Source organism: Catenulispora yoronensis, assembly GCF_039531695.1.
GTDB classification, from domain to species: domain Bacteria; phylum Actinomycetota; class Actinomycetes; order Streptomycetales; family Catenulisporaceae; genus Catenulispora; species Catenulispora yoronensis.
In genome coordinates this window covers 47,615-69,229 of sequence record NZ_BAAAQN010000019.1, presented here as the reverse complement: position 1 = coordinate 69,229, position 21,615 = coordinate 47,615, and the positions used below count along the sequence as shown (strand labels likewise).

At 72.9% G+C, this 21,615-nt stretch carries 18 protein-coding genes and 1 pseudogene; 13 read left to right on the top strand and 6 right to left on the bottom strand.

Annotation, left to right across the window (positions count from 1 at the left end; all coding sequences use genetic code 11):
- Window positions 1-9 precede the first annotated feature (9 nt).
- Entirely contained in the window at window positions 10-171 is a 162-nt protein-coding gene (locus ABD481_RS17740) for a hypothetical protein (RefSeq protein WP_344666780.1), read from the bottom strand.
- Between the two features lie 10 nt (window positions 172-181).
- Between ABD481_RS17740 and ABD481_RS17735 the strand changes: the two genes are divergently transcribed.
- The 6 genes from ABD481_RS17735 to ABD481_RS17710 all read left to right on the top strand — a co-directional run bounded on the left by ABD481_RS17735 (window position 182) and on the right by ABD481_RS17710 (window position 6,910).
- On the top strand, window positions 182-1,366 hold the full coding sequence (locus tag ABD481_RS17735; RefSeq protein ID WP_344666779.1) for an ABC transporter substrate-binding protein: 1,185 nt from the start codon (window positions 182-184) through the stop codon (window positions 1,364-1,366).
- Window positions 1,367-1,455: 89 nt separating this feature from the next.
- Window positions 1,456-2,877 (top strand): aldehyde dehydrogenase family protein, encoded by a 1,422-nt coding sequence (locus ABD481_RS17730; protein ID WP_344666778.1) that lies wholly within the window; start codon window positions 1,456-1,458, stop codon window positions 2,875-2,877.
- Between the two features lie 144 nt (window positions 2,878-3,021).
- The gene (locus tag ABD481_RS17725) at window positions 3,022-4,440 is read left to right on the top strand and encodes a dipeptidase (RefSeq protein ID WP_344666777.1); all 1,419 of its coding nucleotides are present in this window, start codon (window positions 3,022-3,024) and stop codon (window positions 4,438-4,440) included.
- Between the two features lie 32 nt (window positions 4,441-4,472).
- Entirely contained in the window at window positions 4,473-5,495 is a 1,023-nt protein-coding gene (nudC, locus tag ABD481_RS17720) for an NAD(+) diphosphatase (protein ID WP_344666776.1), read from the top strand.
- 83 nt (window positions 5,496-5,578) lie between these two features.
- Window positions 5,579-6,667, top strand: a complete 1,089-nt coding sequence (locus tag ABD481_RS17715; RefSeq protein ID WP_344666775.1) for a trypsin-like serine peptidase — start codon at window positions 5,579-5,581, stop codon at window positions 6,665-6,667.
- A gap of 9 nt (window positions 6,668-6,676) precedes the next feature.
- Entirely contained in the window at window positions 6,677-6,910 is a 234-nt protein-coding gene (locus tag ABD481_RS17710) for a hypothetical protein (RefSeq protein WP_344666774.1), read from the top strand.
- A 171-nt stretch (window positions 6,911-7,081) separates the two neighbouring features.
- On the opposite strand, the gene ABD481_RS17705 is transcribed toward ABD481_RS17710, so the two are convergent.
- Complete coding sequence (locus ABD481_RS17705; RefSeq protein ID WP_344666773.1) at window positions 7,082-7,339, bottom strand: mycoredoxin; 258 nt, start codon at window positions 7,337-7,339, stop codon at window positions 7,082-7,084.
- A 114-nt stretch (window positions 7,340-7,453) separates the two neighbouring features.
- Here ABD481_RS17705 and ABD481_RS17700 point away from each other — a divergent pair, with 114 nt between their 5' ends.
- Window positions 7,454-9,766 (top strand): ATP-dependent DNA helicase UvrD2, encoded by a 2,313-nt coding sequence (locus ABD481_RS17700; RefSeq protein ID WP_344666772.1) that lies wholly within the window; start codon window positions 7,454-7,456, stop codon window positions 9,764-9,766.
- Between the two features lie 77 nt (window positions 9,767-9,843).
- Here ABD481_RS17700 and ABD481_RS17695 read toward each other — a convergent pair whose 3' ends face one another.
- A complete protein-coding gene (locus ABD481_RS17695; protein WP_344666771.1) occupies window positions 9,844-11,097 on the bottom strand; it encodes a hypothetical protein in 1,254 nt (417 codons plus the stop codon).
- A complete protein-coding gene (locus tag ABD481_RS17690; RefSeq protein WP_344666770.1) occupies window positions 11,094-12,425 on the bottom strand; it encodes a hypothetical protein in 1,332 nt (443 codons plus the stop codon). Before ABD481_RS17690 ends, ABD481_RS17695 begins: the two co-directional genes overlap by 4 nt.
- 387 nt (window positions 12,426-12,812) lie before the next feature.
- Here ABD481_RS17690 and ABD481_RS17685 point away from each other — a divergent pair, with 387 nt between their 5' ends.
- From ABD481_RS17685 to ABD481_RS17670, 4 genes and pseudogenes are all read left to right on the top strand, one after another.
- On the top strand, window positions 12,813-13,262 hold the full coding sequence (locus ABD481_RS17685) for a hypothetical protein (protein ID WP_344666769.1): 450 nt from the start codon (window positions 12,813-12,815) through the stop codon (window positions 13,260-13,262).
- 177 nt (window positions 13,263-13,439) lie between these two features.
- Window positions 13,440-13,715: pseudogene (locus tag ABD481_RS17680) on the top strand (WhiB family transcriptional regulator); the annotation flags it as partial.
- Between the two features lie 227 nt (window positions 13,716-13,942).
- A complete protein-coding gene (locus ABD481_RS17675; protein WP_344666768.1) occupies window positions 13,943-14,104 on the top strand; it encodes a hypothetical protein in 162 nt (53 codons plus the stop codon).
- 302 nt (window positions 14,105-14,406) lie between these two features.
- On the top strand, window positions 14,407-15,729 hold the full coding sequence (locus ABD481_RS17670) for a hypothetical protein (RefSeq protein ID WP_344666767.1): 1,323 nt from the start codon (window positions 14,407-14,409) through the stop codon (window positions 15,727-15,729).
- Between the two features lie 147 nt (window positions 15,730-15,876).
- On the opposite strand, the gene ABD481_RS17665 is transcribed toward ABD481_RS17670, so the two are convergent.
- Window positions 15,877-17,031 carry an Mrp/NBP35 family ATP-binding protein gene (locus ABD481_RS17665; protein ID WP_344666766.1) on the bottom strand — a complete coding sequence of 385 codons (1,155 nt, stop codon included), beginning with the start codon at window positions 17,029-17,031 and terminating at the stop codon, window positions 15,877-15,879.
- Window positions 17,032-17,266: 235 nt separating this feature from the next.
- Here ABD481_RS17665 and serA point away from each other — a divergent pair, with 235 nt between their 5' ends.
- Window positions 17,267-18,874 carry a phosphoglycerate dehydrogenase gene (gene serA, locus ABD481_RS17660; protein WP_344666765.1) on the top strand — a complete coding sequence of 536 codons (1,608 nt, stop codon included), beginning with the start codon at window positions 17,267-17,269 and terminating at the stop codon, window positions 18,872-18,874.
- A 116-nt stretch (window positions 18,875-18,990) separates the two neighbouring features.
- Here serA and ABD481_RS17655 read toward each other — a convergent pair whose 3' ends face one another.
- Window positions 18,991-19,839 (bottom strand): methyltransferase domain-containing protein, encoded by an 849-nt coding sequence (locus ABD481_RS17655; RefSeq protein WP_344666764.1) that lies wholly within the window; start codon window positions 19,837-19,839, stop codon window positions 18,991-18,993.
- A gap of 429 nt (window positions 19,840-20,268) precedes the next feature.
- Here ABD481_RS17655 and ABD481_RS17650 point away from each other — a divergent pair, with 429 nt between their 5' ends.
- Window positions 20,269-21,342 carry a 3-isopropylmalate dehydrogenase gene (locus tag ABD481_RS17650; RefSeq protein ID WP_344666763.1) on the top strand — a complete coding sequence of 358 codons (1,074 nt, stop codon included), beginning with the start codon at window positions 20,269-20,271 and terminating at the stop codon, window positions 21,340-21,342.
- Window positions 21,343-21,615 lie beyond the last annotated feature (273 nt).

Sequence of the window (21,615 nt, the reverse complement as noted above, 5' to 3'; positions counted from 1 at the left end):
GGGAATACATCAGAGACGGAACATAGCCGTGACAGCTGCGGCCATGGTCGCGGCCACCGGTATGACAGCTTGTTCCAGCAGCACCTCGACGACGCCCGCCGCGGCGGGCGCGTCGAAGACCTTCACGTACTGGTCCATGTGGAAGGACAACGAGCCACAGGCGAAGGTCATCCAGGAAGCGTTGGCGAAGTACAAGGCGGAGACCGGCGTCACGGTCACCGTCGAGTGGCACGGCCGCACGGTGCTGGACGACGTGGCGGCCGCGATCAAGGCCGGCAAGCCGGTTCCGGACCTGTCCGACGGCAGCATCAACACCATCCTCGGCGCCGCCGCGAACGGCGTGCCCGTCGCCGATCTGACCCCCGTGTACCAGCAGCCCGTGCCGGGGGAGAACCAGAACCTGGGCGACGTCGTGCCGGACAAGTACCTCCCGCTGCTCAGCGACGGCACCGGCGCGGTCGTGATGGTGCCCTACGAGGTGGCCTCCGAGGCGGTTTTCTACGACAAGACCAAGCAGCCGCAGCTGGGCGTCAACCCGCCCCGCACCTGGGACGACTTCATGAAGCTCCTGGACTCGGTGAAGGCCAAGGGGCAGACGCCGCTGGCGCTGGACCCCATCCCCGGCAACTGCGCCTACTGGGTCGAGTGGATGTTCGAGCGCGAGATCGGTCCGGGCCAGTTCAAGCGCACGGCCGAGGAGCGGGACTCCAGCCTGAACGACGGGGAGAGCCGCTGGGACGACAGCCGGCTGCTGGACGGCGCCCGCAAGCTGGAGACCCTGGTCAAGGGCGGCTACTTCGCGTCCGGCTACGCCACCGAGGACACCGGCGCGAACAGCACGCACGCCAAGGACCAGCAGAACGCCTGGGCGCAGGACAAGGCCGCATTGATCCTGGGCGGCACCTGGACGCCCAGCGAGACCCAGCGGACCGACGACGTGGACAGCTTCGTCTTCCCGTCGATGCCGGACCAGGGCGGGGTGCGCTCGGACAACTCCGCGGGCGTGAACTTCTTCGGCTTCGCCGTTCCCAAGGCCGGCAAGGACTCCGCGGCCGCGGAGAAGTTCGTCCTCTACTTCATGGCCAAGGACCGGCTCGCCGCGATCTCCACCGAGGCCGGCAACATGACGCCGCGCACCGACATCAAGGCGCCGCAGGTGCTGGCCTCGGTGCAGCTGGCGCTCACCAACCGCACGGTGTTCCCGGACCAGGACGCGCTGATGCGCGACGACTCCAAGTGGTACACCACGGTGTTTCAGAAAAACTCGGTCGATTTCATGACCGGGAAGCTGACCGCGCCGCAGTTCATCGCCAAGCTGAAGGCGGACTCCGGTACCTTCTGGCAGGGCATGGCGCCGACCGACTGACCCCGGGGCGGGTACGGGCCGGACGGGCGGGGCGGTCCGCCGTCCGGCCGGGCCTTGGGGCCGCGCCCGGACCGGGTTACCCTGGGTCGGTGACATATCACACGACACTCGACGGCGCGGTCGCGGCGGCCGCCGCGGCGGCCGGACCCTACGGTTCCTGGAGCGCCGCCCGCCGGCGCGACCTGCTCCACGCCTGCGCCGACGCCCTGGAGGCGGCGCGGGCCGAACTCGTCGACCTGGCGCGGACCGAGACCGCGCTCACCGCGGAACGGCTCGACGGCGAGGTCACCCGCACCACCGGCCAGCTGCGGCTGTACGGCGACCACGTCGCGGCCGGCCGCCACCTGTCCGGCCGCACCTCCCCGGGCGCGGCCCCGGGCGGCGCGGACGTGTGGACGGTCGACGTCCCGCTGGGCCCGGTCGCGGTCTTCGCCGCCTCCAACTTCCCGTTCGCCTTCGGCGTCCCCGGCGGCGACACCGCGTCGGCCCTGGCCGCCGGCTGCCCGGTGGTCGTGAAGGGCCACCCGGCGCAGCCCCGGCTGTCGCGGCGGATCGCCGAGGTGCTGGCCGGGGCCGTCGCCGGCGCGGACGCCCCGGACGGCACGTTCGGCTTCCTGGACGCGGAGTCCGCCGGCGGCGACCCGGCCCGGCTCGGCATCGAGCTGGTGCGGCATCCGGCGATCAAGGCTGTCGGGTTCACCGGCTCCTTCGGCGGTGGCCGGGCCCTGATGGACGCCGCCGCCGCGCGGCCCGAGCCGATCCCGGTCTACGCGGAGATGGGCAGCGTGAACCCGGTGTTCGTGCTCCCGGACGCGATCGCGGACGAGGCCGGCCGGGAGAAGTGGGCCACGGCGCTGGCCGCCGCGGTCACCGGCTCGGGCGGGCAGCTGTGCACCAAGCCCGGCGTGGTGTTCGTGCCGGAGACCGACGACGGCGAGGCGCTCGCCGACCTCACCATGTTCCGGATCGCCGACACCGCTCCGATCCCGATGCTCACCGAGGGCATGGCCGCCGCGCACCGGACGTGGAGCGCGAAGACCGCCGAGGCCGGTGCGCCGGCCCGCGGAGAGTCCGCCGTGCCGGACGGGACGGAGCCCGACGCCCGCGCCGGCTATCCGTTCGCGGTGCAGATCACCGCGAAGGATTTCGAGGGCGACTACCGCGAGGAGCACTTCGGCCCGGCGGCCGTCCTCGTGCGCGCCGATCCGGCGGACTACCCGGCGCTCGCCGACTCGCTGGAGGGGCAGCTGACCGCGACGGTCATCGCCGACGACGCCAGTGCGGCCGACCGCGCCGCCGCCCGCGCGCTGCTGCCGAGCCTGGTCGCCAAGGCCGGGCGGGTGGTCTGGAACGGCGTGCCGACCGGGGTGGCGGTGGTCGAGGCGATGCAGCACGGCGGTCCGTGGCCGGCCACCTCGGCGGGGTGGAGCACATCGGTCGGGACCGAGGCGATCCGGCGGTTCACGCGCCCGGTGGCGTTGCAGGGCGTGCCCGCCGACCTGGTGGGTTGAGCGGCCCGCCGGGGCGGACGGCGATGAAGGGTCCTGGTAGGCGCCGGAACCATCCGGCGCTTACTACACCCGCGCCCCGGGCAGGGGTTCCCCCGGTCCGGGGCGGAATGATCGTCGGACCTGCGGCAGAGTAAGGTCTCAGGCATGACTTCTCCTTCGGACAAGGCCGTCCGTCCGTATGTCGTCGAGCACGCCGACGAGTTCTTCGCGGAGCTCACCGAGTGGCTGCGCATCCCGTCGATCTCCTCCGATCCGGCCAGTGCGCCGGAGGTGCGGCGGTCGGCCGAGTGGCTGGCGGCGAAGCTGCGGGAGGTCGGGTTCCCGACCGTGGAGATCTGGGAGACCGCCGGCGGTGCCGGCCTGCCGACGGTGTTCGCCGAGTGGCCGTCCGGGGACGAGGGCGCGCCGACCGTGGCCGTCTACGGCCACCACGACGTGCAGCCGGTGACGCCGCTGGAGCTGTGGGACACCCCGCCCTTCGAGCCCACGGTCAAGGGCGAGCGGCTGTACGCCCGAGGCGCCGCCGATGACAAGGGGCAGCTGGCCTTCCACCTGCTGGGTCTGCGCGCGCACCTGGCCGCTACCGGCCGCACCGCCCCGGCCGTGAACCTGAAGGTCATCGCCGAGGGCGAGGAGGAGTCCGGCTCCCCGAACTTCCGGGCCCTGCTGGACGAGCGCGCCGACCGGGTCAAGGCCGACGTCGTCGTGGTCTCCGACACCGGCATGTGGGACCGCGAGACCCCGTCCACCTGCACCGGCATGCGCGGCATGATTACCGGCCAGGTCGACCTGCGGGGTCCGGCCAACGACGTGCACTCCGGGTCCTTCGGCGGCGCGATCCCGAACCCGCTGACCGAGCTGGTGCGCCTGCTGGCCCGGGTCCACGACGACGACAAGCGGGTCACCGTTCCCGGGTTCTACGACGGCGTCGTCGAGCTCACCGACACCGACCGCGCGCTGTTCGCCAAGCTGCCGTTCGACGAGCAGGCCTGGCTGGCCAACGCCAAGTCCTCGGCCGCCGTCGGCGAGGCCGGGTTCACCACCCTGGAGCGGGTGTGGGCGCGGCCGACCTTCGAGCTGAACGGCTTCTGGGGCGGGCACACCGGCCCCGGGCACAAGACCATCGTCCCGGCCGCCGCGCACGCCAAGATCTCGATGCGGCTGGTGGCCGGGCAGGCGCCGCTGGACGTGGCCAGGAAGTTCGAGGACTGGTTCCGGGCCGCCGTCCCGGCCGGGCTGACCGGGTCGGTGCACTGGGAGTCCGACGGGGTGAAGCCCTGCATGACGCCGCTGGACCACCCGGCGGTGCAGGCGGTCACCCGTTCCCTGGGCAAGGCCTTCGGCGAGCCGGAGATCCCGCGCGAGGTGCTGTTCACCCGCGAGGGCGGCTCGGGGCCGGAGGCCGACCTGCAGGAGGTCGTCGACGCGCCGGTGGTGTTCCTCGGGGTGTCGCTGCCGTCGGACGGCTGGCACTCGCCGAACGAGAGCATGACGATGCCGCTGCTGCTCAAGGGCGCCGAGGCCGCCGCCTATCTGTGGTCGGACCTGGCCGAGCAGGGCTGAGCGGGCCGGGGCGGGGCGAGGAGGACACGGCGATGAGCGAGCAGGCACGGTACTTCGAGGGCGAGCTCGGACGGATGCTGCTGGCCCGGTCCGTCGTGGACCGGGCCGCCGAGCGGCGCGGCGACGAGGAGTGGCTGGCGGCGGCCTGGGCCGACCCCGGCACCCGGGTGTTCGGGGTCGACGACTCCCGGGCCGAGGCGGTGCTCGACCCGCGGGCCGGGCTGGTGTTCCGGGACGGCGCGTTCTTCGACGCCCGCCACCCCGGCGCCGAGCGGTTCTTCCTGGGCGTGGCCGAGGGCGTGGCGTACTTCGCGGTGGGCGTCGGCGCGCCGGGCCCGGACGGGGAGCCCACGGCCTCCACCGCCGGCTCGGCGTCCACCCCGGGCGTGGCGCTGACCTCGCCCCGGCCGCCGGAGGCCGAGCACGTGCCGGCGCTGGGCGAGCTGCGGCACGTCCGCGAGATCGCGGCGCTGCTGCCGGACCGCGACGGCGGGCTGCTGGCGCATGCGGTCGGGCTGGACAACTGGCACCGCACGCACCGGTTCTGCGGCGTGTGCGGGCATCCGACCCGGACGGTCTCGGCCGGCTCGGTCCGCAGGTGCGACCAGTGCGGCACCGACCACTTCCCGCGCACCGACCCGGCGGTGATCATGGCCGTCACCGACCCCGACGACCGGCTGCTGCTGGCCCGCAACGCGTCCTGGCCGCCGAACCGGGCCTCGGTGCTCGCCGGCTTCGTCGAGCCCGGCGAGACGCTGGAGGCGGCGGTGGCGCGGGAGTGCGAGGAGGAGGCCGGGCTGCGCGTCACCTCGGTGCGCTACCTCGGCAGCCAGCCCTGGCCGCTGCCGCGCTCGCTGATGCTGGGCTTCACCGCGACCGTCGACGACCCGGAGCTGAGGCTGGACGGCACCGAGCTGCACTGGGGCCGGTGGTACAGCCGCGCGGAGCTCAAGGAGGCGGTGAGCACCGGCGACCTGCTGATGCTGCCGCTGGAGATCTCGATCTCCCGGCGGCTGATCAACCACTGGTACGGCGGCGACCCGGCGGCGGGCTGAGGGGCGGAAAGACGAGCGAGTCAGGCTCCTTGCAGAGAACCAGTTGGTAGGGTCGGGGCGTCGAAGGGAGGGGAGGGAGCGCCATGCTGATACGCCCGCGAGGACAGCGGTGGGACAACGCCCGAGTGGTTTCGACGCTTCTGGCGCTGGCCGCCGCGGTCGCGCTGTTGGCCGGCTGCGCCGAGAGCGGTGTGGTGGGGCAGTCCTCCGACTCCGCGGACATCGTGGGCTCGGTGCTGAACCCGGCCAAGCAGCCGACCGCGTCCGGCGGCGCCCGCCAGGGCCGGGACGGCGGCCTGACCGGCACCTCCCTGCCGTCCTTCGACAACGCGCCGCTGCCCAGCCCGGTGGCGGCCCGGCAGATCGCCGGGCCGTACACGAACAAGGCCGGGGCGGTGACCGGCAAGCTGTTCTTCTACCGGTCCGGCGACCAGAACTCGGGCAACTACTACGTGTGCTCCGGCACCGTGATCAAGAGCAAGAACCGCAGCCTGGTCTGGACCGCGGGGCACTGCGTCCACGACGGCAAGGGCGGCACCTGGCACCTGGGCATGGTCTTCGTCCCGGCCTTCGACAACAGCGCCGGCGACCCCAACGTCGACCCCTCCGACCTGTCCCAGTACGCCCCGCTCGGCACCTTCGCCGCGGTCCACGTCTGGACCTCCCCGGAATGGGTGAAGACCGGCGACGAGCACGGCGGCGACCTGGCCCACGACTACGCGGTGATCGAGGTCGGCCGCAACGACGACGGCCAGACCCTGGACGACGCGGTGGAGTCCGCGGGCGCCAAGCCGGTCCCGGTCTGGTTCAACGCCCCCACCGGCCAGGACAAGGCCCCGGCGATGACCATCCGCGGCTACCCGGCGGCCGAGCCCTTCAACGGCATGGCCCAGTGGGGCTGCTCGGCCAACGTGGTCCAGCTGCTGAACGTGACCGAACTGGGGCCGGACGCGAAGGAGTACCGCGCCGGCTGCGACCTGACCGGCGGCGCCTCCGGCGGCGGCTGGTTCGCCCGCGGACCGGGCCAGACCGGCGACGACGTGTCGCTGGTGACGAACACGTCGGTGGGCAGCGCGCACAATGCGCACGGGGGCAACTGGCTGGCCGGGCCGTACTTGGACGCCAAGGCGAAGCAGTTGTTCAATATCGCGGACGGTTCGGCGGCCCCGTAGGCGGGTTACTTGCCGGCGGATTTGGTGCTGGTGTCAGTGCTGGTGCTGGTGCTGGTGCTGGTGCTGGTGCCGGTGTCAGTGCCGGTCGCGGTCGGCTTCGCCGGCGCCGGCGTCGACCTGGGCGCCACCGACGACCCGACCGGGCAGGCGGGCCGCGCGACGTGCGAATGCGTGGTCGCGATACCGACCACGATGAGAGTGATCAGAATCCCCGCGGCCTTGGTCATCATGGTTCTGATGTAGCCCGCCCGGGCGCGGTCCTCACGCGCGGCGCCGATACGCCACTCGAAGGTGGGTGGAACAGGAAAACGGGCCGGGCCGCCGCTACCGGAAGTTCCCCAAAGGCGAGCCGCTCGGGCCTCCGGCCGACGAGCCGGAGGCCCGAGCGGACACGGCTGCCGCGCGGGTGGGAGATCAACCCGCGAGCGCTGCCTTCACCTGGGCCAGGCTCGGGTTGGTCATGGCGACCAGCTCGCCGCCGCCGAGCGGCTTGACGACCACCGTCGGGACGGTCTGGTTGCCGCCGTTGACGGACATCACATAATCGGCGGCCTCGGGGACCTGCTCGATGTCGACCTCGGCGAATCCGATGCCCTCGCGCTCGAGCTGGCTCTTGAGCCGGCGGCAGTAGCCGCACCAGGTCGTCGAGTACATCGTGATCTGGTCGTTCATCTTCCACTTCCTGTCGGCTGTCGGGGAGCGTCCGCCGTGTGCAACGGTGGCGGGGCCCCGATTCTTCCGCACCGGGAAGCGGGGTGTGTCGGGGGATTCTGAGAGCATGGGCGAATGGCGCAGACTCCGCCGGCCGCCGGCCTTCCTCCCGCAGCGCTGCTCGACGCGCTCGATCCCGAGCAGCGGGCGGTCGCCGAGGCGCTGCACGGGCCGGTGTGCGTGCTGGCCGGGGCCGGGACGGGCAAGACGCGGGCCATCACGTACCGCATCGCGTACGGCGTCGGCACCGGGGAGTACATCCCCTCGCAGGTGCTGGCCGTCACCTTCACCCAGCGGGCGGCCGGGGAGATGCGGGGGCGGCTGCGGCAGCTGGGGGCCGGAGGGGTGCAGGCGCGGACCTTCCACGCCGCGGCGCTGCGGCAGTTGCAGTACTTCTGGCCGAAGGCGGTCGGGGGTCCCACGCCGCAGCTGATCGAGTCGAAGATCCCGCTGGTGGCGGAGGCGGTGCGGCGGTTGCGGCTGCACGCCGAGCGGGCCGAGCTGCGGGACCTGGCCGGGGAGATCGAGTGGGCCAAGTCCACGCAGATCGTGGCCGACGACTACGCCGGGGCCGCCGCCAAGGCGCTGCGCACCCCGCCGCGGGACGCCGCCGAGGTGGCCAAGGTCTACGCCGAGTACGAGAGCGCCAAGCGGGACCGGAACGCCATCGACTTCGAGGACGTGCTGCTGCTCACCATCGGCATCATGGAGGACCGCCCGGACATCGCCGCGACGGTGCGCAACCAGTACCGGTACTTCACCGTCGACGAGTACCAGGACGTCAACCCGCTCCAGCAGCGGCTGCTGGACTGCTGGCTCGGCGACCGGGCCGACGTCTGCGTGGTCGGCGACGCCAGCCAGACCATCTACTCCTTCACCGGCGCCGACCCCCGCTACCTGCTGGACTTCGCCGACCGCCACGACGACCCGACCATGGTCAAGCTGGTCCGCGACTACCGCTCCACGCCCCAGGTCGTGGCCCTGGCCAACGCCCTGCTGGACCGGGCCGAGGGCCGCGCCGCCAAGGCCCGGGTGCAGCTGATCGCGCAGCGCGCCGACGGGCCGCGCCCGAAGTTCGCCGAGTACGCCGACGCCGAGACCGAGGCCCGGGAGGTGTCCCGCGAGATCAAGAAGCTGGTCGACGCCGGGACCAAGCTGTCCGAGATCGCGGTGCTCTACCGGATCAACGCCCAGTCCGAGGAGTACGAGCAGGCCCTCAGCGACGCCGGCGTGCCGTACATACTGCGCGGCGTCGAGCGCTTCTTCGAGCGCCCCGAGGTCCGCGAGGCGATCCAGGTCTGGCTGCGCGGCGCCGCCAAGGCCCGCTCCGACCACGCCGCGGACACGCTGCCGGGCTTCGGCGGTCCCGGCGGTCCCGGCGGCGGTCCAGGCGGCCCGGGCGGTTCCGGCGGCTCCGCCGACCCCGGCACCGCCCCCGGCGAAGACCTCGCCGCCGAGGTCCGCGCCATCTTCTCCAGCCACGGCTGGAGTCCGCAGTCCCCCAAGGGCGCCGGCCGCCTGCGCGAACGCTGGGAGTCGCTGGCCGCGCTGGTCGCCCTGGCCGAGGAGTACGGCCGCACCCACCCCGACGCCGGCCTCGACCGGTTCAGCGCCGAGCTGCGCGAGCGCGCCGACGCCCAGCACGCCCCCACCGTCGAGGGCGTGACCCTGTCGACCTTCCACGCCGCCAAGGGCCTGGAGTGGGACGCGGTCTTCCTGGTCGGCATGACCGAGGGCATGATGCCGATCACCTACGCCGAGACCCCCGAGCAGATCGAGGAGGAGCGGCGCCTGCTCTACGTCGGCGTCACCCGCGCCCGCGAGCGGCTCATCCTGTCCTGGGCGCTGGCCCGCTCCCCGGGCGGCCGCGCCAACCGCAGCCCGTCGCGCTTCCTGGACGGCCTGCGCGGCGGCGTCGGCCGCGACTCCCGCGAGGGCGCGGCGGGCGGGGTCATAAGGGGCGGCGGCGCCGGACGGCGGCGCGGTACCGGCGGCCCGGGCTCCCGCTCCGGTGATGGTGACGGCGACGGCACCGGAAGCCGCCTGCGCCGGGTCGCCGACCCGATCGTCTGCCGGTCGTGCCACAAGGCCCTGATCGACCCGGCGGAGCGCAAGATGGGCCGCTGCGAGGACTGCCCGAGCACCCTGGACCCGGAGCTGTACGAGACGCTGCGCGAGTGGCGCTCGGCCCGGGCCAAGGAGCAGAAGCTGCCCGCCTACTGCGTGTTCACCGACGCGACGTTGATCGCCATCGGCGAGGCGCGGCCGGCGACGCCCGCGGCGCTGACGAAGATCGCCGGCGTGGGGAAGGCGAAGCAGGACCGCTACGGGGCCGAGGTGCTGGAGCTGATCGCGGCGTCGGACGGGGCGAGGACCTCCGAGGCCTGAGACGGCCTCACGAGTCCGGCCTCACAAGTCCGGCCCCACAAGCACAGCCCCACAAGCACAGCCCCACAAGCACAGCCTCACAGGTTCGGACAAGCGGCCGCGATCTGCTCCAACAGCGCGTCCTCGAACCCGCTCATCCTCCCCGACTGCGGATCGAACGCCTCCAGCGCGGCGTCCGACGGCGTCGACGTCACGAACCGCTGGTCGGTCGGCACCACCGCCACCGGCGACGCATAGCTCAGCCACAGCGTGGCCGTGGCGGCCCCGCCACGGATGGCCAGGAAGTTCCCGAACGCGGTGCAGTCGGTGATCCGGTCGGTGACCGCCACGTCCACGCCCTCGTTGCCGATCGGCTGGGTCGAGTGCAGGTCGGTCTCGGCGGAGACGCCCGGCACCTGCGGAGGCGACGCCGGAGGGGTGACCGCCTGCACCGAGCCGGGGGTCCCCGCGACGTGGACCGTGTACCGCACCACCGGGTTGTCCGGGCCGGCGCCGGTCGACGGGTTCTTGACCGTGAGGCCCACGGGCATCCGCGCCAGGACGCTGCCGCACAGGTGATAGAAGTTCTTGGTGACGTAGGAGCCGATGAGGTAGGTGCCGGTCTGGCCGGCGCCGCTGGGCGGTTCGTCGAACGCTCCGCCGGTGAACGTCAGCGGGAGCTCCGTCGGGTCGCCGGCCGGCCGGCCGTGGTCGGCCAGGGTGTGGACGGACAGCGTGACCCCGCTGGGGGTCTGCGGCAGGTCGGCGGCCGTGCACTGGACCGCGACCCGGGTGGTGAGCGCCACCGAGGCGCCCGGCTTCACCGTCGCGGTCGGGGCCGGCGTCACGACCCGCACCCCCGGCTGCCGGACCGTCACGCCGGTGATCTCGACCGGCAGCGCGCCGTCGTTGCGCAGGCCGATGGTGAGGTCGGTGGCCAGCGGGGCGGCGAAGCTGTCCGGTACGGACACCCCGTCGCGGGCGCCGGTGCCGGCGTAGGTCAGCGAGGCGCCGCCGCCCAGCAGGTGCAGCAGCAGCCGGTCCTGCACCCGGGCCTGGTCCCGGTGCAGGTCGACGCGGTGCACCGCGACGCCCGCGGCCCCGGCCCCGGCGGCCAGGGCCAGCGCCAGGGCGCCGGCCCGGAGCAGCCGCTGCCGGCGCTGCGGATCGGCGCCGTCCGGGTCGTCCGGGTCACCCCCGAGCGGTGTGCCCGCGCGCAGCCGCCGGGCGGCGGCGGCCAGCCTGCCCAGTGCGGAGGGCCGGTCCCGGTCCCTGGATCCGGCCGCCGGACCCGGCAGCGGCCGCGGCAGCGGATCGAGCAGTTCCTCGTCGGACTCGACCAGGTCGGTCATCCGCACACCGCCTTGATCTGTCGGGAGGCGTCGCCGGCCAGGTGCAGCGAGCCGGTCATCAGCTGGTCGGGGGAGATCGGCAGCGAGGCGCCGGAGGCCGGGTCGTCGACCTGGAGCAGCGCCTCGGCCAGGGTCGCGACGTTGATCCGGCCGCCGAGGCCGGCCTGCACCGAGCCGCAGTCGCGGACTTCCACCGTCAGCCGCACCTGCTCGGTCTGCCCGGGCGCGATGTCCAGCCGCGCCGGCAGCCACGTGGTGTGCAGCGCCGGGTCCTGGATGTAGCCGGCGTCGACGCGGGTGGACAGCGTCAGCGGGTTCTGCGTGGTGTTCCGGACGTCGACCGCCAGCGTGAAGGACTTGTTCGCGGCCGGGGTCACCACCTTGTCGTAGGTGAGCACCAGCCCCGCGGAGCCCCGCTCGGGATCGTTCTGGGCCGGATCGGCGAGATCCCGCTCGCGCACCTGCTGCTCCCGGTCGGTCTCCCACTGCGAGCAGGCCCCGGCGTCGGCGGTGACGATCTGCGGGGTCGGCTCGAAGCCGCTGCCGAGGAAGGTCAGGCTGCCGTTCTCGCCGTGCAGCAGGGAGTCCACCGTGATCCGGGTCGCCAGGGTCACGGTGCGCTCGTCGCCGTTGCCGTCCAGCACCTTCACGTCCAGCGCCGGGAACGGCATGGCGGAGGAGCCGTTGACGCCGCGCCCGCCGGCGCCGAAGTTCCCGGTCTGCACCCCCATCACCACCATCGGGCAGAACAGCCGGACGGTGAGCGTGATCCTGGCCGTCGCCCCGGCGGCGATCCGCGGCGAGCCGCCGGCCGCCGGCTTCCAGCCGGTGCTGGACATCAGCGTCCCGGCGTCGAAGCCGACGGAGGCCACGGTCACCGCGGTCGGGCTGTTGTTGGCGAGCTCGACCACGTACTGCGCGGTGGCCGAGGTGTTCGCGGCGTCGTACCGGGCGGCCGCCGGATCCCCGTCCACCACCGAGTCCACGGCCAGCGCGACCACGGCGGCCCGGTCGGCGGCCCCGGCCACGCCGTCGAACCAGGCGGTGCAGGCGGCGCCGATGGCGGCGGCCAGCAGCAGGGAGACCGCGACCGCGCCGATCCGCCGGCGCGCACCGCGCAGCCGCGCCGCACCGGCGCGCAGCGCCAGTACCCGGTCCCGCAGGCCGGGGGCCGGTTCCCGGGGTCCGGCCCGGTCGGCGCCGTCGGGGAACGGATCGTCGTCGTCGATCCATTCGAAGACTTCCTCGCCGTCCTCGACCGGTCCGAAGACGTCCTCGTCGTCCCGGCCCTGCGGCCCGCCGCCGACGGCGTGTGGGTTCGCGTCCATCCCGCCCTGTTTCCCTCGCGTTCCCTCGCGTGCCGCCGGGTGCGCCCGCCTCGGTCCCATCCTGGCAGGCAGTTTTTCAGAAAGTTAGCGTGAAAGGGGTGACAGTGGGGTTTGCTTCTGACACGATGGTCAGCGTCGAGGTTGGGGGCAACTATGTCGACCAGAACGCGGGGGCACGGGGTTCGAAAGTCCGACCCACAGGGCATCACCGCAGGTCAAAAATAGTTTGCGGCCCTGAACAGGGATCACCTAACCTTCCGATGCGGGCGAGAGATCGCCGGCCGCACCACTGTGTGTCAACTTAATAAGCAATCATCAGACGAGATCGTGCGGAGCCGACTGCCATCGGCACCAGCCGCACCGAGACGAAGTGAGGAGGCGAGTCCCGTGGAAACCATGACCACCGTCGTGTTCGGCACGCAGGCGAACTATTGCCCTGCGCCGCTGTTCCGTGTTGTCGGCGGGGCGGTCGTCCCCTCTTACCGTCCGGTGTCCGGGCAGGAGTGCTCCGGCTTCGGCGACGTCGTCCTGCCGGTGGTGTCCGTCTCCGGCGTGTTGGTGACCGGCGCGGCCCAGGCCTTGAGCCTGCGCGGGATCGCCGGTGCCGTCGCCGGTGCCCCGGGCGCCGTCCTGACCGCCGAGCGTCCGGTCCGCCCGGGCCTGGCGGCGCGGGGTCTGGCGGCGCGGGGTCTGGCCGAGCAGCGCGCGGCCCTCCTGGCGCAAGTCGACGGCGACGAGCACGGCACCACCAGCTTCACCGACAGCAGCAGCGACCAGAACAACGGCTCGAAGCCGATGACCCCGTGGGGTTACCGCAGCTCGAGTCCACCCGGATGAGGAACTCTCTTCAGCCGGCAGGACTTGAGGCCGCGGAACCCGTAAAGGGATCCGCGGCCTTCGTGTTTCAGCACGACAGTACGGCCCGGCGCGGCGACCCCGCGGCGGGAGCGGTACCGCAAGACCCGGCCTGAAGAACTCATGCCGGGAAGACATCTCCTGATGAGGTGACTCACAGTGCAGAACGTGTTCGACACCGCAGTCGAGCAGACCGACATCGCGACCCTTCCCTGCCGCGCCTACGACCCCGAGGTCTTCTTCGCGGAGAACCCGGCCGACGTGGAGTTCGCGAAGGCGATCTGCGTCGAGTGCCCGGTGAAGTCGGCGTGTCTGGCCGGCGCGCTGGAGCGGCGTGAGCCGTGGGGCGTGTGGGGCGGCGAGCTGTTCGTGCAGGGCGCGATCGTGGCGCGCAAGCGGCCGCGGGGCCGTCCGCGCAAGGACGCGGCCCTGGTCGAGGCCCGGATCGCCGCGGACGCGGCCGCCGCGGTCGAGGCCGCCAAGCTGGTGGCGATCCCGGCATGAACACCCGAGGTCTGAGCCGTCAGCGGCTGATCCGGCCGGCCCACCGGCCCGGCACGGCCACCGATGGCGGAGAAGTTCAGCGCGACAGAACCGCGAAGCAGTACCCGAAGAAGATTTCAGCGACCGCCGAGACCGGCGATCCCACGAGGAGTTTCCAGATGCTATTCCAGTACGAAGAAGCCGCACGATACCGATCACAGGAGCTGCGCGACGAGGCCGAGCGCGTGCGCTTCGCCAAGGAGGCGAGCCGCCTGCGCCGGCAGGGCGAGCGCGGTGCGCGCCGGGCCCGGCGCGGGCTGGCGGGTTTGTTCCTGAACTGAGGACGCGAGCGTCCGCGGTCCGGACCGCGCAGCACTGAATCACGCCGGAGGGGCCGGTTCCCAGTGGGGAGCCGGTCCCTCCGGCATTCGGCCTTCCCGGCCTTCGGCATCCCTGCCCCGGCGTCTCCCGCCGGGCCCGCGAGCCAGGTCCGCGCCACTCCCGCGCCGGGCCGGCGCCGGGACGAAGCAGATGGACAGCCTGTTGTCTCAGAAAACTGATTAAACGTAGAGTCGTCCCGCCGCAGCTGTGGGTAACCTCGGTGAGTGAGGTGCCCGGGTCGTCGAAGTGACGGGGGACGTGCATGCCCGAGCACCGTGTGATCGAGGACGGGGTCCCGGCCCCGCGGCCGGCCGACGGCTGGTGGATCCTCGGCCTGGCGGCCGATCCGGCCCCCGGGGACCCGGAGGCCGCGCATCTGCTGGCGACGCGGTTGCACGAGGCCGCCGACGCGCTGGACGGGCTGGTCAAGGTCCTGAGCGAGGCGCGGGCCGACGCCGGCGCCGCGTACCGGCGGGCGCGGTCGGCGCTGGCCACCGCCGGCCTGACCGACGAGGACCTGCACGGCGTCGCGGGGTTCGAGGGTGCGGGCTACGCCGCCGAGATCCGCGGCATCCTGATGGCGGCCCAGCGGCGGCACCGGCTCGCGCCGGACGACACCGGGTTCGCGCCGCCGCGTCCGTCCGCTGCCGCCGAGCCGGGCGCCAACCACCGTGCTGCTCCGCTGAGCAACGCCTACCAGCAGGCGTTGGACGCCCTGGTCCAGGGCCACGACCGCGCGACGGCCGCCGCCGAGGCCTACGACGCCGCGATGGCGCGCTGCGCGCGGGCGCTGAAGCGGGTCTCGGAAGTCGCGGTCCCCGCCGTCGGGCCCTCGGAGGCGGTCGGCACCGCCGGGCGGCGGTTCGCCGCGCCCGGCCGGAGCGGGACGGACCGGCGCGCCGCCCGGATCGGGTTCGAGGCCGCCGAGGGCGCGAGCGCGGCCAAGGCCTGGCAGGCGGCCAAGTCCAGTCCGGCGGCGCCGGACTCGGTCGGGGTGCTCTTGCAGACCGGGGCGAGACTGGCCGCGCACCGGGGCGACCCGGCGTACTTGAAGGGCTTCGCCGACGCCTCGCCGGACGGGATCACGGCCTTCCAGGGCCTGGCGGCCGTCGACGCCGACCTGCTGAACCGGATCCGGCTGGCGGAGGCGGTGGGCCAGCCGGACTGCCCGCGGGCGCTGAAGGATCTCCATGCGGGCCTGGACCAGGGCTTCGACTCCGTTGTCCCGGCCCGGGACGTCTATCTGCTCGGGTTCGACACCGCCGGAGGCGGCCACGTCGCCGTCTCCTTCGGCAATCCCGACACCGCCGCCACCACCACGATGTACCTGCCCGGACCGGCGGCGACCCTGGACGGCGCGCGGGGCGACCTGGCCCGGGTCCAGCGCCACCACGCCGAGGCCGACTCCGGGGCGGTCGGCTCGCGAGCCTCGGTCTACTACCTGGGCCCGGCCGCCACGACGCGGTTCCCGGCGTCCGGCCAGCGCGCCGGCGGCCCCGGCTTCGCGGCGTTCGTCAACGCGCTGAACGCGCAGCACCACGGGCCGACGAACGTGGTGATCAGCCGCCTCGGCCGGCCGGCGTGAGCTGTCCGCGGCCGGTCCGCGCGCGACCGGCGCGGCGACCGGACCAGCTCGAACCAGCCACCACGCCGTCCGCCACTGCCTGACCGACTGCTTCCTGACCGGCTGCTTCCCGACCGGCTACTTCCGGACCGGCTGCTTCCGGATCGGCTACTTCCGGACCGGAGAAACGCTCAGCGACATGCCGACCAGCCCGCGCGAGCGGGTGGCGATCTTGTCGGCGATGCCGAGCAGGACCTTCGCCGCCGGGGAGTCCGGGTCGGAGGCGGTGATCGGCTGACCGTTGTCCCCGCCCTCGCGCAGCCGCACATCGATCGGGATCTGGCCGAGCATCGGGACCTGGGTGCCGGTGGCCCGGGTCAGGGCCTCGGCCACGGTCTGCCCGCCGCCGCTGCCGAAGACGTCCACCTGCTCGCCGCAGTGCGGGCAGGGCATCCAGGACATGTTCTCGATCACGCCGGTGATGCGCTGCCGGGTCTGCACCGCGATGGTGCCGGCCCGCTCGGCCACCTCGGCCGCCGCCTGCTGCGGGGTGGTGACCACCAGGATCTCGGCGTTGGGGACCAGCTGGGCCACCGAGATCGCGATGTCGCCGGTGCCCGGGGGCAGGTCCAGCAGCAGCACGTCCAGGTCGCCCCAGTACACGTCGCCCAGGAACTGCTGGATCGCGCGGTGCAGCATCGGCCCGCGCCACACCACCGGGGAGTTGCCGGGGGTGAACATGCCGATGGAGATGACCTTCACGCCGCTGGGCGCGGTGGGCGCCAGGATCATGTCGTCGATCGGCGTGGGCGGCTCGGTGACGCCGAGCATGCGCGGGATCGAGTGGCCGTAGATGTCGGCGTCCACCACGCCCACCTTCAGGCCCTTGGCGGCCAGCGCGGCGGCCAGGTTGACGGTGACCGAGGACTTGCCGACGCCGCCCTTGCCGGAGGCGACGGCGTAGACCCGGGTCAGGCTGCCGGCCTGGGCGAACGGGATCTCCCGGTCCACCTGCCCGCCGCGCAGCTTGGTCTTCAGCGCCTCGCGCTGCTCCGAGCTCATCACGTCCAGCTCGACCTCGACCGCGGTGACGCCGGCGATCGCGGCGACCTCGCGCTGGATGTCGCCGGTCAGCCGGTCCTTCATCGGACAGCCGGCCACGGTGAGGAAGATGGCGACCCGCACGGCGCCGTCGGCGGCCACGTGGACCGATTTGACCATGTCCAACTCGGTGATGGACCGGTGGATCTCAGGGTCCTGGACCTTCGAGAGCGCCTTGTGGATGGCGTCCTCCGTGATCCCGTGTTCGACGGCGATACTCATAGGGTCGATGCTACGTCTTCCCGCGCGCGGCACTGAGTGTCAAGGGCTATGCCCTGCGTCACGCGGCACGGCTGAAAACCCGCGCCATCTTGTCGACCTGACACTCCATCTCATTACGCGATGGAGGGCCCGGGACACGGCGTGCAAGGTCTACACTGAGCCGGGTACAGCCCACATCACAGCGTCGTGGATCCGGGCGAATTCACCTCCTGACCTGCGTGAAGGAACTGCTGTCATGACGAAGCCTGTGGTGTCTGAAAAGCCCGTCGTGCTGATCGCCGAGGAGCTGTCGCCGGCGACCGTCGACGCGCTCGGCCCCGATTTCGAGATCCGGAACTGCAACGGCGCCGACCGCGCCGAGCTGCTCGCCGCGCTGCCCGAGGCCGACGCCCTGCTGGTGCGCTCGGCGACGCAGGTGGACGCCGAGGCGCTGGCCGTGGCCGGCCGGCTGAAAGTCGTGGCCCGGGCCGGCGTCGGGCTGGACAACGTCGACGTCGGCGCCGCCACCAAGGCCGGCGTGATGGTCGTCAACGCCCCCACCTCCAACATCACCTCGGCCGCCGAGCTGGCCATCGCGCTGCTGCTGGCCACCGCCCGGCACATCCCGCGGGCCAACGCCTCGCTGAAGTCCGGCAAGTGGGAGCGCAGCAAGTTCACCGGGGTGGAGCTGGACGACAAGGTCGTCGGCATCATCGGCTTCGGCCGGATCGGCCAGCTGGTGGCGCAGCGCCTGGCGCCGTTCGGCGTGCGCCTGCTGGCCTACGACCCCTACGTGCAGCCGGCCCGCGCCGGGCAGCTGGGCGCCAAGGTGGTCGGCCTGGACGAGCTGCTGGCCGAGTCCGACTTCATCACCGTGCACCTGCCCAAGACCCCGGAGACCGTGGGCCTGATCGGCGAGGAGGCGCTGGCCAAGGTCAAGCCGGGGGTCCGGATCGTGAACGCGGCCCGCGGCGGCATCGTCGACGAGGCCGCGCTGGCCATCGCGATCAAGGAGGGCCGGGTCGGCGGCGCCGGCATCGACGTGTTCGTCACCGAGCCGTGCACCGAGTCCCCGCTGTTCGACCTGGACCAGGTGGTCGTCACCCCGCACCTGGGCGCCTCCACCGACGAGGCCCAGGAGAAGGCCGGCGTCGCGGTGGCCAAGTCGGTCCGCCTGGCGCTGGCCGGCGAGCTGGTCCCGGACGCGGTCAACGTCCAGGGCGGCACCATCGCCGAGGACGTCCGCCCGGGCCTGCCGCTGGCCGAGCGCCTGGGCCGGGTGTTCACCGCCCTGGCCGGCGCCGCGCCGACCCAGCTCGACGTGATCGTCCGCGGCGAGATCACCCAGCACGACGTGAAGGTGCTGGAGCTGGCCGCGCTCAAGGGCGTGTTCGCCGACGTCGTCGAGCACTCGGTGTCCTACGTCAACGCCCCGCTGCTGGCCACCGAGCGCGGCATGGAGGTCCGCCTCACCACCAGCTCCGAGAGCCCGGACTACCGCAACATGACCACGGTCCGCGGCGTGCTGGCCGACGGCTCGGTGGTCTCGGTCTCCGGCACCGTCTCCGGCCCCCGCCTGGTGGAGAAGATCGTCGAGGTCGACGGCTTCCAGCTCGACGTCACCATCGCCGAGCACCTGCTGTTCCTGCGCTACACCGACCGCCCCGGCGTCGTCGGCCAGCTCGGCGGCATCCTCGGCGCGGCCGGGATCAACATCGGCGGCATGCAGGTCGCCCGCGCCGCCAAGGGCGGCGAGGCGCTGGTGGCGCTGACGATCGACTCGGTGGCGCCGGCCGGCCTGCTGGAGGAGATCAAGGCCGCGATCGGCGCGACCGCGGTGCACAACATCTCGCTGGAGAACTGATCCCGCCGGCGAATCGATCCGGTCGGGGGACCGGCGCAGGGTACTGAGTACCGAGCGCCGGTCCGCCGAAAAGCGGCCCCGCCTGCCAAGGCGGGGCCGCTCCTGCTTTCCAAGGGTCACGCGGGCTTGCGACCCCAGGCCGTGACCAGTGTCAGCGACAGATCCACCGCCTCGGGGTCCTTCAACAGCCGCCGCGCCTCCCGGTAGACCTCCTCGTCCAGCTCCATCCGCGGCCACAGCTGGTCCCACGTCCGCAGCCAGAAGTCGTTCGCCGCCGTCCCGGCCCGCAGCATCGGCGTCGAGGCGTCCACCGCCACCTCGGTCAGGCCCAGGTCGCGCAGGCGGCCGACGTAGTCGCGGGCGAAGTGGAAGTCCGTGCCCAGCGTGGTGTTCAGCATCCGGCGCATCGCCGCGAAGGTCTGGCGCAGGGCCGGGTGCGGCGACGAGTGCGTCGCGAAGTCCACGTGGTCGCCGACGATCAGCCGGCCGCCGGGGCGGACCCAGGACGCCAGCCGGGCCAGCAGCTCCGCGCGCTGCGGGAGGTGCATCAGCAGGATGCGGCAGTGGACCAGGTCGAACCGGCCGTCCGCGCCGCGCCCCGCGCCGCCCGGGGCCGCGCCGTCGTTCAGTACCTCCTCCAGTACCTCCTCGCTCAGCACGTCGGCCGCCAGCGGCTCCAGGTTCGACGGGTTCTCGTAGGTCCGGAGCAGCCGGGTGTCCCGGTCCAGCGCCGTCACCGCGCCGTCCGGCCCGACCCGGGCGGCCAGCCAGCGCGCCACGTGGCCCGGGCCGGTCCCGACGTCCAGGCAGCGCCATCCGGGGGACACCCCGAGCGCGGTCAGGCAGCGGACGGTGTCGGGGCCGTGCATGGCCGCCAACGCGGACAGGCGGGGGAGCTCGGTGGCGACGCGTTCGGGCTTGAAAAGGCGGTCGCCGTAACGCTCGCGGGCCGGGGCCAGGCTCATACCCCCAGATTCTCCGCCGGACCCGGTGAAACGGCACGCCGATGCCGAAGCGGGCATGGCGGGGCGAAGAAGACGGTCTCACATCGTAAGAACATCGGGTCGCGGCGCAGACAAGATTTACTTGGATGTCCTAGTGTTTTGCTTGCGCCGCAGGCCACCCTTACCGCGGCAGTCTCGCTGTACTCCGGCACCCTTCGGAGTCGTCCTCCCCTCAAGACGACAATCCGCTTCTGTTCTTCCTGTCTGGAGTCCTGCCATGACCCGTACCCGCCGCCCCCGTCCCGCTTCCGCCGGCCCGGCCTCCGAGGCCGCCAAGGCCGCGCGCGAGGCGCTGCAGGAAGCGCTGGACCGCCGCAGCCGCTGAGCCGGCGCCGTCCGCATGCTGAACGCTCATCGCTTGCCCACTGAGACACGGATTACCGTAGGACCATGACCGCACCCTCCTCCATCCGGCTGGCCGTGATCCCCGGCGACGGCATCGGCGTCGAGGTCACCGCCGAGGCCCTCAAGGTCTTGCAGGCCGCGCTGCCCCAGGACGTCAAGGTGGAGGGCACCGAGTACGACCTCGGGGCCCGCCGCTACCACGCCACCGGGGAGACCCTCCCGGACGAGGTGCTGGCCGAGCTCAAGGGCTACGACGCGATCCTGCTCGGCGCGATCGGCGACCCGAGCGTGCCCTCCGGGGTGCTGGAGCGCGGGCTGCTGCTCAAGCTCCGCTTCGCCTTCGACCACCACGTGAACCTGCGGCCGTCCCGCCTGTTCCCGGGGGTCCAGGGTCCGCTGCGGGCGCCCGGCGAGATCGACTTCGTCGTGGTCCGCGAGGGCACCGAGGGCCCGTACACCGGCAACGGCGGCAGCATCCGGCAGGGCACCGAGCACGAGGTGGCCACCGAGGTCAGCCTGAACACCGCCTACGGCATCGAGCGCGTGGTGCGCGACGCCTTCGCCCGGGCCCAGGCCCGGCCCCGCAAGAAGCTGACGCTGGTCCACAAGACCAACGTGCTGGTCTTCGCCGGCTCGCTGTGGAGCCGGGTCTTCACCGCGGTGGCCGCGGAGTTCCCCGAGGTCGCCACCGACTACCTGCACGTCGACGCCGCCACCATCTTCCTGGCCACGCAGCCGGAGCGGTTCGACGTCATCGTCACCGACAACCTGTTCGGCGACATCATCACCGACCTCGCCGCCGCGGTCACCGGCGGCATCGGCCTGGCGGCGTCCGGGAACCTGGACGTCACCGGCACCTTCCCGTCGATGTTCGAGCCCGTGCACGGCTCGGCCCCGGACATCGCCGGCCAGGGCAAGGCGGACCCGACCGCGGCGGTGCTCTCCGCGGCCCTGCTCCTGGACCACCTCGGACGGACGAAGGCGCTGCCCGCGCTGTCCGAGGCCGCGCGCGCGATCGAGGCCGCGGTCGAAAGCGACCTGGCCGAGCGCGTGGCCGACCCGACGCCGCGGACGACCTCCGAGATCGGCGACGCGCTGGCGGCGAAGGCAGCCGCCTGACCCACCGACGCTCCACCATCAGAATTCCGGTCCGGCTCGGCGACGTCACGTCGCCGAGCCGACGTGCAAGTGCGGCACAGAACGCGGGCGGGCCGGTCACCGGGCCGCCGGCCGGCCGGCGGCCGGCCCGCGCGGACTATGCCGCGCTCGACGAGGTATGCCTTGCCGCGCTCCTGAGGTAACGTCTCAGATAATGGGATTGTCCCCGGGAGGGGCGCTGCGAGCTGCGCACCTCGGCCGCACACCGGGCCCGAGCAGGCCGTCGAGGCCGTC

Excerpts from the sequence above, each read along its gene's own strand:
- ABD481_RS17740 (WP_344666780.1), bottom strand. The coding sequence starts at position 171 with ATGACCTTCGCCTGTGGCTCGTTGTCCTTCCACATGGACCAGTACGTG.
- ABD481_RS17725 (WP_344666777.1), top strand. The coding sequence starts at position 3,022 with ATGACTTCTCCTTCGGACAAGGCCGTCCGTCCGTATGTCGTCGAGCAC.
- nudC (WP_344666776.1), top strand. The coding sequence starts at position 4,473 with ATGAGCGAGCAGGCACGGTACTTCGAGGGCGAGCTCGGACGGATGCTG.
- ABD481_RS17715 (WP_344666775.1), top strand. The coding sequence starts at position 5,579 with ATGCTGATACGCCCGCGAGGACAGCGGTGGGACAACGCCCGAGTGGTT.
- ABD481_RS17705 (WP_344666773.1), bottom strand. The coding sequence starts at position 7,339 with ATGAACGACCAGATCACGATGTACTCGACGACCTGGTGCGGCTACTGC.
- ABD481_RS17700 (WP_344666772.1), top strand. The coding sequence starts at position 7,454 with ATGGCGCAGACTCCGCCGGCCGCCGGCCTTCCTCCCGCAGCGCTGCTC.
- ABD481_RS17695 (WP_344666771.1), bottom strand. The coding sequence starts at position 11,097 with ATGACCGACCTGGTCGAGTCCGACGAGGAACTGCTCGATCCGCTGCCG.
- ABD481_RS17690 (WP_344666770.1), bottom strand. The coding sequence starts at position 12,425 with ATGGACGCGAACCCACACGCCGTCGGCGGCGGGCCGCAGGGCCGGGAC.
- ABD481_RS17675 (WP_344666768.1), top strand. The coding sequence starts at position 13,943 with ATGCTATTCCAGTACGAAGAAGCCGCACGATACCGATCACAGGAGCTG.
- ABD481_RS17670 (WP_344666767.1), top strand. The coding sequence starts at position 14,407 with ATGCCCGAGCACCGTGTGATCGAGGACGGGGTCCCGGCCCCGCGGCCG.
- ABD481_RS17665 (WP_344666766.1), bottom strand. The coding sequence starts at position 17,031 with ATGAGTATCGCCGTCGAACACGGGATCACGGAGGACGCCATCCACAAG.
- serA (WP_344666765.1), top strand. The coding sequence starts at position 17,267 with ATGACGAAGCCTGTGGTGTCTGAAAAGCCCGTCGTGCTGATCGCCGAG.
- ABD481_RS17655 (WP_344666764.1), bottom strand. The coding sequence starts at position 19,839 with ATGAGCCTGGCCCCGGCCCGCGAGCGTTACGGCGACCGCCTTTTCAAG.
- ABD481_RS17650 (WP_344666763.1), top strand. The coding sequence starts at position 20,269 with ATGACCGCACCCTCCTCCATCCGGCTGGCCGTGATCCCCGGCGACGGC.